Genomic DNA, 7,699 nt, shown 5'->3' with positions numbered 1-7,699 from the left:
ACTACTGAAAGAAAATGCCGTGAAAAAAGAAGAATTAACTGTCACAATGAACAACTGAGTCTAAATCGCACCACTCTAAAAATGGGAAGCCTACATGATATGGACAAGCTGCGGTCAAAATTGGAGCCGACTGATGGTTAGTCTTTGGGGACAAATTCTAGTGGTATTAGTTGCATTAATCAAAGTCTGACAAACAAACTCGGCAAAAAGGCAGCTAAATAAGTGGCCCTATTTCTAAGATGGTAAGAAGCCGCCAAAAGCTTACGGCATCACGGCGGCTTTTTCTATTATATAGAGTCTGAAAGGTTGAGCCACCAGCCTTCGGCGCTTATTCCGTATTCAGAACGTTTTTGAAAAGCTAGGTGTGTCAAATCGGGTTGAGCTTCTGAATCGGCTTGAAATTTGCGAAAACGGCTAATCTAGGCTATTTAGACCGAAATACGTATTTTTGCATAGTTTGATTTGCGTCTTTTTGCGTAGCTGCCAAACGTTGAAATAGTAGTTTTCTCGTATTTTTTTCATGACCTGAATCACTGAGTTTTGTCCCAGACATTCAGTGATGGCTTGACGCTTACTTAATTGATATTTTATGGGACACGAGTATGCTTTAGATTGGCTTGACCGGATGGTGAATGAGCTAGATCCGCAAAGAACGGAGCCGAAAAGCTTGGACGAACATCAGTCTAGGGCTATCGTTGACAAAGCAGTGAAAGAAGAAAAACGGTTGATCCTTTTATTCAAACAATTTGTCTTCCAGGAGCAGAAAAATCGTGAGATCAAAAACTTAGTCAATCAATACATTTCTGCGGCTATGTGTCTGATGAGAACCGCCAGCACCAACTTGAATTATATTCCCCAAAAAGCCGACAACTTCCGTCTCGCACTTGAAAGTATCCTCTCGTGCCTCAATAAGGTGTCTGCGTTTATAGCATATCGTTATAGAAATCTTGTGGATAGATCTCGAACTTGGACGTTAGTTCCTGCACGGCTTGTACCTCTTTGATAGCTTCTATCGCCACTTTGGCTTTGAAGCTTGCGCTGAATTTCCTGTGTTTCTTTTTCATAGTCAACTACTAATTTAAAAATTTAAGTAGTTGTCCAGTGACAATCTAGAAGTATTATTGGGAATATCAGTGATCTCAATCACAAACGGTGGCTCTTTAACAACAAAATCGACTTAAATTACCGGTAAAATAAAATCTGTAGTGCACTGATATGAAAAATTACTTTTCTTTTATAGCTTTATTCTAGCTAAGTCCTAGTTAGTCAATTCTACAATGTATCAAGTAATGGTAAGATAGTACATTCCGGACCTTGAAAAGTCAAGAGTCACACCGTTTGAATATGCCCATAAATCCATCTCCTTGGAGCGGTCCGCCGCCGCGGATAAATTCGCTTCCATTATCGCATTGAATTCGTTCTGGATAACAGCCTTCAACCAAGCAAATCCTGGTCAGTTCAGCCGCTACATCGGCTCCCTTCAGAGATTTGCCGGGCAGCAAGCCATGGCAGATTTTACCGCCGGGCGGTTACGCGAGTCGAAGAATTGCTTTTAGAGTGTCTGACTTGTCGCGTTGGTTTTCGCGAAACAAACCCATAGTCAGAAAACGCACAAGCTTCTAAGCTTTATTGCGGTGAGCACGCTAGTTAACCCGGAAGATGCTCACCGAATTGCTAACCAGGATGAGCAACTTTTCCAGATTTTTATTCAATCTGATGCTGAAAATCAATCAGTTATATTCGGTCGAAAAAGTTATAGCGGAGATCACCCTCCGCTATAACTCGCTAATATCAAATATTTAAGTAAACTGCAGAGAGATGCTGTGGAGAAAAAAGTCGTCGCTTCTTCTGATGATCTCCGGAAATTCCCCCGATTCAACCCGTGCGTTTAGTGCCGGATCAAAATATGCTTCGTCACTTCCTTCCTGCCATTGGTGATGCGGATCAGGTGCGATCCCTCCGGTATGTTTTCAATCGGGATCATCACTTTCTTTTCATTGGTAATTACTTCTTTTTCAAGCGATCCCCTCGAATTGAAAATCCTGATCCAAATTTTGCCGCTGGCATCCGAGCCTTGGTCGGGGCTGCTTTCGTTTTCGATGTAGATCTGGTGGGAGGCTGGGTTAGGATAGATTTTGTAAATCAATTCCGCAGGTTTCGCTGCCGGTTGGATATCCTCCGCTTTGAAAACTTCCAGCGCAGGCAGCTCAGTTGCAGGGACAATTTCAGCCATATCGGCAGGTGAGTTTGAAACCGTAATCTCTGGCGCTGCATTAGGTTTGACAACGGTCAGTTTCTGGCTCACAATCGTGGCCGCCTCCCAGAAATCGTCGCCTTCCTGCGATGCAGTGATGATAGAACCACCGTCTTTGATGATATGTACCTTACCGTTCACAATGGTGGCCACTACCGTCGCGCTGCTCTTATAGGTAACTTTCAGACCGGAGCTGGCCTTTGCGCCTGGATCGAAATCGGGTGAGCCTACTACTTTCGTCGGTATTGCGTTGAAAGTAATGGTCTGTTTGTTCTTTTTCACCACCAGTGGCCGGCTTACGGTCGGTGCTGCCTCGAATGTCAGGTTACCGGGCTGGGACGCAACGATGTTTGTAAGTCCCGATTTGAGAATCTGGATCTTGCCGTTTACAATTTTTGCCACTGCGGTATTGCTGCTGGTGTAAAGCACTTTCAGTCCCGAGCTGGATGTTGCGGCCGGATCGAAAACAGCAGCCCCCACCAGTTTTTCAGGTATCGCCTTGAAAGTGATGGTTTGCGAAGCTTTGCCGATGGTCAGTGCCTGCGAAACCGACGATGCGGGTTCATATACATTGTTTCCTTTCTGGCTCGCTGTGATGATTGCCTCGCCGGTTGTTATAATATGTACTTTGCCGTTTACAACGGTAGCTACCGATGTATTGCTGCTTCGGTAGGATACGGGCAGGCCGGAGCTTGCTTTTGCGGCGGGATCGAAATCTGCTGCCCCATGCGCCTTGATTGAAATCACCGGGAAGTAGATTTTCTGACCGACTTTAACCACAGTAAGGAGCTGACTCACTTTTTTCGCGACATTGAATGCCGCATTTCCGGCTTGGGAAGCAGTAATCGTAGTTGTCCCTGCGCCAACCAAGTGTACTTTTCCACTCACAATCGTTGCGACAGTCAGATCACTGCTGGTAAAACTGAGCGGTAGTTTGGAACTCGCTGAGGCGTTGGGTGCAAAATCGGCCGCCGTTGCTTGTTTTTCCGTAAACGCTTTAAAAGTTATCGTCTGATCCGCTTTGGTTACCGTGAGTGTCTGGATTACCTTGGCCGCCGCGAGGTAGGCGCTGTTACCAGCCTGAATGGCAGTAATGGAGGATGTGCCCTCTTTGATCACATGGATTTTTCCGGCGACGATCGTCGCGACTGCGGTATTGCTGCTGGTATAAGTTACTTCCAGCCCCGAACTGGCTTTTGCGTCGGGAGCAAAATCTGCGACGCCCACCAGTTTTGGAGGTATTTCCTTGAAAGTAATGGTCTGGCTGGCTTTGTTGACCGTCAATGAGCGGGTAACACTCGTTGCTGCATTGTACAGGGTGTTTCCTGCCTGGGCGGCAACGATATTCGTTTGACCTGAACTCAACAAACGTATTTTGCCATTGACGATCGTAGCCACAGCGGTATTGCTGCTTGTGTAGCTGACAGCCAATCCGGAACTCGCGGTCGCTCCGGGCGCGAAGTCCGGGTTACCCACTGTTTGCTTGGTGATCTCGGCAAACGTGATAGTTTGATTGCCTTTTTTTACAGTCAGTTGCTGCGAAACAGAAGTGGCTGGTGCAAAGGATGCGTTGCCGGCCTGTGAAGCAACAATCGTGCTGATCCCAACTCCCGTAATACGGATCTTTCCGTTGACGATGGTAGCCACTTTGGTGTTGCTGCTGGTGAAGCTGAGGGGCAATCCGGAACTCGTTTTGGCAGCCGGAACATATTCGGCGTCCCCATATAGTTTCTCCTCGGTCGGTTTGAAGGTTATCGTTTGGGGAGATTTAACGGTAAGCACCTGTGCAGCATTGGGTGCGGCGTTGTAGGAGCTATTTCCAGCCTGCGAAGCCGTTATCGTTGAAGTGCCGACGCCTACGATATTGATCTTTTGGCTTACGATGGTCGCGACCGCCTTGTTGCTGCTGGTGTAGGTTATTGCCAGACCCGACGAGGCTGTGGCTCCGGGCGAAAAGCTTGCAGCGCCGGTTGTCTTTGCCGGTATCGGTGCGAATGTGATGTTTTGAGCGGCTTTGCTAACGGTCAACACCTGGGTTACATTGGTGGCTGCGTGAAAGTTATCATTTCCTGCCTGTGAAGCGGTGATCGCGGACGAGCCGGTGCCTACTATGTGTATTTTGTCGCCAATAATAGTGGCTACTGCGGGGTCCCCGCTCGAATAAGTGACCGGCAAGCCGGAATTCGCGCTTGCGCCGGGGCTGAAATCGGGTGTCTGAAATGGTTTTAGCGGAATAGCCGGGAATGTGATGCCCTGAGTCACCTTGTTGACCGTAAGCAGCTGCGTCACTTCAGGCGCCGGAGTGTAAGCGTTGTTACCGCCCTGCGACGCTGTGATATACGTTGTTCCGGCACCATAAATCCTGATTTTACCATTGACGATACCCGCGACTGCCGGATTACTGCTTGAAAAAGAAACAGGAAGGGCCGAGGTAGTCGATGCCACCGGAGCGATATCCGCTGAGCCGAAATTTACAGCGGGAAGCGGATTGAAAGTCAGGGTCTGGTCGACCATGCCGCTGATTTTCTGAATAGTAGTGCCTGTGAAGATGTAACCGCCAACCCTGGAACAAGATCCGGTGACAGCCGTTTGTATCCAACCCTTCGGTGGGTTGGTCCCACACACGTTCAAGGTGGTCCCGATGGGAAGACCTTCTATCTTTTTAATGGTTCTGCCGAAGAATAAACGCCCTCCGACCGTGCTGCAAAAGCTCGATTTAACCGCAATGGCTACCCAGCCTTCAGGTACGTCGCTGCCGCAGATATCTAGGACAGTTCCAGGTGCGGCGCCATCGATTCTTGTGATTGTTTTGCCTATGTAAAAATAACCCCCGTTAGAGCCGCAGTACGTAGATTTAACGGCGATCGATATCCAGCCTTCCGGGACCTCTGCCCCGCAGATATCCATGGTTTGCGCATCGGTGAAAAATGGAGCAGCCAGTATGGCCAGCAATAGATAGAGTTTTTTCATTTGTTTGAGGATTTACTGAGTTGTATTAATTAGTGAGTTCGCAGGATCTTAAATTTTATTCTGCATCTGAAATAAAACAGTATGAAATTACAATCTTGACAAAATATTATATAGTCATTCTTTAGCAGTACAGAATAATAGTGCAGGTGAATAGTGTTGTCGGAATAACTGTAAGGTTGTACTTTTTGAAGTATTCATCTGAAGTGAACTGTGTATTCAGGTGAATAGCAAATTGAAAGAAGTGAACAAGTATATATGCGGTTGCACATTCAGTTGAATTGTCTATATTTAGCCGCTTAATTACTCAACTCCCTTAACAACATGACCTTACCCGACCAGCTAGCTGGCCTCATCAGAACCTTCCAAATCGAGTTTAAAAATCTTAAAGAACTAAACAGCGAACTTACAGACGAAGATATTTACAACATTCTCGGGCCCGGATTCTCGCATACATCGGTGATGAGAATGACCAATGCGGAAAGGAGAGGGTATGGAACCAAGCTCAGGGACAAAACCATCACAGCCAAGTTGCCCGTCGGAATCCGTCGGCTAAAAGACGAAATATCGAAGTATGCAAAAGCCAAATCCGCGCTTACGACAGCTGCGTTGACTCAGGAAGCCGTTTTAAACAAATACCACCAATTCAAATTCTGGTGGTGGGACCCGCGAGAAAAAGTACATGTGGAAACCCAGCGTTTTACCGGTGGGGTGGCGGAGGGAGTTTTGAAGCTACCGCTGCATTGGGAAGGAGAGGGGGCTTCCCTGGTTTTATCCGACGAAAGATCTTTTACTGGATTCGTTTGGTCACAATTCTTCGGAGGTACATCAAAAAATATCACGGTGAGATTTGCCAGCCCTGGTAAACCTGATCTTTTGATGGTTTTCAATATTGAAGATGAGCAAAAAATGGATTTGTTAACCGGCACATTTGCGTCGGCAGATCCGGTACAGTTCAATCTGAGGCACGGCGCGTTTTATCTTACACATGATACTACCCTGGCCGGGGAGCCTTTTGAACCGGAACAGACAGACACGGATCTTGATACGAAGCAGATTCCTCGGAAACCCAAAAAGAAATCCAACGGGAAGGTGGCTATCGAACCGATCCTGGTAGCAAAGATCAGGCAAAACCTTTTTCATCAGACCTTCGAGGTCAAAGTTGGTTCCCAAAATGCGTTACCTGAGCATATTCACAGTTCTCACGACACTTTAATCAATGAATTCGTGGACAGGTATTTTATTGGGCACTTTATCAATGCGCCTCAGGCCAAACTCGAGAGTTTTATTCTTTCTGTTGACAGCGACGGCCGTGTGACGATCAAATACGAAAATTTTAAGGTCGATTACGGGCATTTCAGGTTATTTCATGACGATATCATCCGAATTGATGTCGACTTCGATGGCGACTGGAAAGCTTTCAGGTACCGGTTTTATTTTGACAGGCAGATCAGCCAGAAACCCTGGTATTTTGGATTTGGTGCAGGTGCGGAGAAAGTTGGACTTAACATTTTCATGAACCGGGTAGCGATGAAAGAGGTTGATATCGCGCCAGCCAAACCCTGGGAATCAATATCGCTGAATAGGGCCAATCGAAACAAGATTGCGGAGCGGTTGGATCAAGACCCGATCCTGAGGGACTATCTTTCCGGCAAAGAGTCGGATCATATTTTTAACAATGATACCCTGACCGAGACGCCTACTATTCTGAAATTGGCCGGGTTGTTGAAATAGTCGGGGATGGCCGTAGCCTTCGAGTGACAGTCAAAAATCCATTTTTGTTATGCAGTTCGTGAGTAACCCATGGTGCTGCGCTAATTGCGGTCCTTTCCGGCCAAGCTTCCGAAAACGCTGACGTCTCACCTGAGGAGCCGGCCCGCAACTTTGAACTCACAAGCGCCTCGATCCTGAAACGTTGTACGGCTAGCCGGCATCCAATCTTGCGGCCTTACTTCCACTATTATCTTTAAGATATGCCTTCACAACATCTATCACTATCCTTTGAAGCTCGTATGTAAATATGATAGTTCTAAAAATAATTTCTCCTGTTCCAAAGAATCTTTGGGGTAAGTGACGTGATTCCATTTTGCTTTACACTTCTGCGGGTTAGTAAATATTAAAAACTTCAATTCCTATCCGGTTTGCCGGTAGTATTCTGCTTCGAAAGCTGTCGGATTTAGGTAATTCAGTGATGAATGTAATCTTCTGGTATTGTAATATCCATCAATGTATTCGAATAAAACAGACTTCAATTGCCCGATGCTTTCGTAGCCGCCCCTTAGCATATCTAACTCGGCCTTCAGTCTCCCCCAGAATGACTCGGCCCAAGCATTGTCATACGGATTATCAGCTCTGGACATACCGCGCGGCGGACTGTTCGATCCTTAAGATGGCTTGCGTAATATATCTGATTTGAATAAAGTTATGTCGTCGATTTTGCGTGAATATAGTTGGAAGCAAATTCGGATACCCAAAATT

General features: G+C 46.6%; 5 protein-coding genes. 2 read left to right on the top strand and 3 right to left on the bottom strand.

What is annotated here, in order from left to right; translation table 11 throughout:
- Positions 1–923 precede the first annotated feature (923 nt).
- Positions 924–1,064, bottom strand: a complete 141-nt coding sequence (locus tag LZD49_RS27730) for a hypothetical protein (protein ID WP_234671071.1) — start codon at positions 1,062–1,064, stop codon at positions 924–926.
- Between the two features lie 300 nt (positions 1,065–1,364).
- Between LZD49_RS27730 and LZD49_RS35725 the strand changes: the two genes are divergently transcribed.
- Positions 1,365–1,556: a hypothetical protein gene (locus LZD49_RS35725; protein WP_304488713.1), complete on the top strand. Its 192-nt coding sequence runs from the start codon at positions 1,365–1,367 to the stop codon at positions 1,554–1,556.
- 332 nt (positions 1,557–1,888) lie between these two features.
- Here the strand turns inward: LZD49_RS35725 and LZD49_RS27720 are convergent, their stop codons facing one another.
- Positions 1,889–5,224, bottom strand: coding sequence for a T9SS type A sorting domain-containing protein (locus LZD49_RS27720; RefSeq protein WP_234671070.1), 3,336 nt, complete (start codon positions 5,222–5,224; stop codon positions 1,889–1,891).
- Between the two features lie 321 nt (positions 5,225–5,545).
- On the opposite strand from LZD49_RS27720, the gene LZD49_RS27715 reads away from it, so the two are divergent.
- Positions 5,546–6,955: a hypothetical protein gene (locus LZD49_RS27715; protein WP_234671069.1), complete on the top strand. Its 1,410-nt coding sequence runs from the start codon at positions 5,546–5,548 to the stop codon at positions 6,953–6,955.
- A gap of 398 nt (positions 6,956–7,353) precedes the next feature.
- Here the strand turns inward: LZD49_RS27715 and LZD49_RS27710 are convergent, their stop codons facing one another.
- Complete coding sequence (locus tag LZD49_RS27710; RefSeq protein WP_234671068.1) at positions 7,354–7,581, bottom strand: integrase core domain-containing protein; 228 nt, start codon at positions 7,579–7,581, stop codon at positions 7,354–7,356.
- Between the last annotated feature and the right edge of the window lie 118 nt (positions 7,582–7,699).

This window comes from Dyadobacter sp. CY261, assembly GCF_021440085.1.
Classification (GTDB): Bacteria; Bacteroidota; Bacteroidia; order Cytophagales; family Spirosomataceae; genus Dyadobacter.
Note: the sequence above shows the minus strand (reverse complement) of the source record. Positions and strands in the feature narration are given on the sequence as shown.

Excerpts from the sequence above, each read along its gene's own strand:
- LZD49_RS27720 (WP_234671070.1), bottom strand. The coding sequence starts at position 5,224 with ATGAAAAAACTCTATCTATTGCTGGCCATACTGGCTGCTCCATTTTTC.
- LZD49_RS27710 (WP_234671068.1), bottom strand. The coding sequence starts at position 7,581 with ATGTCCAGAGCTGATAATCCGTATGACAATGCTTGGGCCGAGTCATTC.
- LZD49_RS27730 (WP_234671071.1), bottom strand. The coding sequence starts at position 1,064 with ATGAAAAAGAAACACAGGAAATTCAGCGCAAGCTTCAAAGCCAAAGTG.
- LZD49_RS27715 (WP_234671069.1), top strand. The coding sequence starts at position 5,546 with ATGACCTTACCCGACCAGCTAGCTGGCCTCATCAGAACCTTCCAAATC.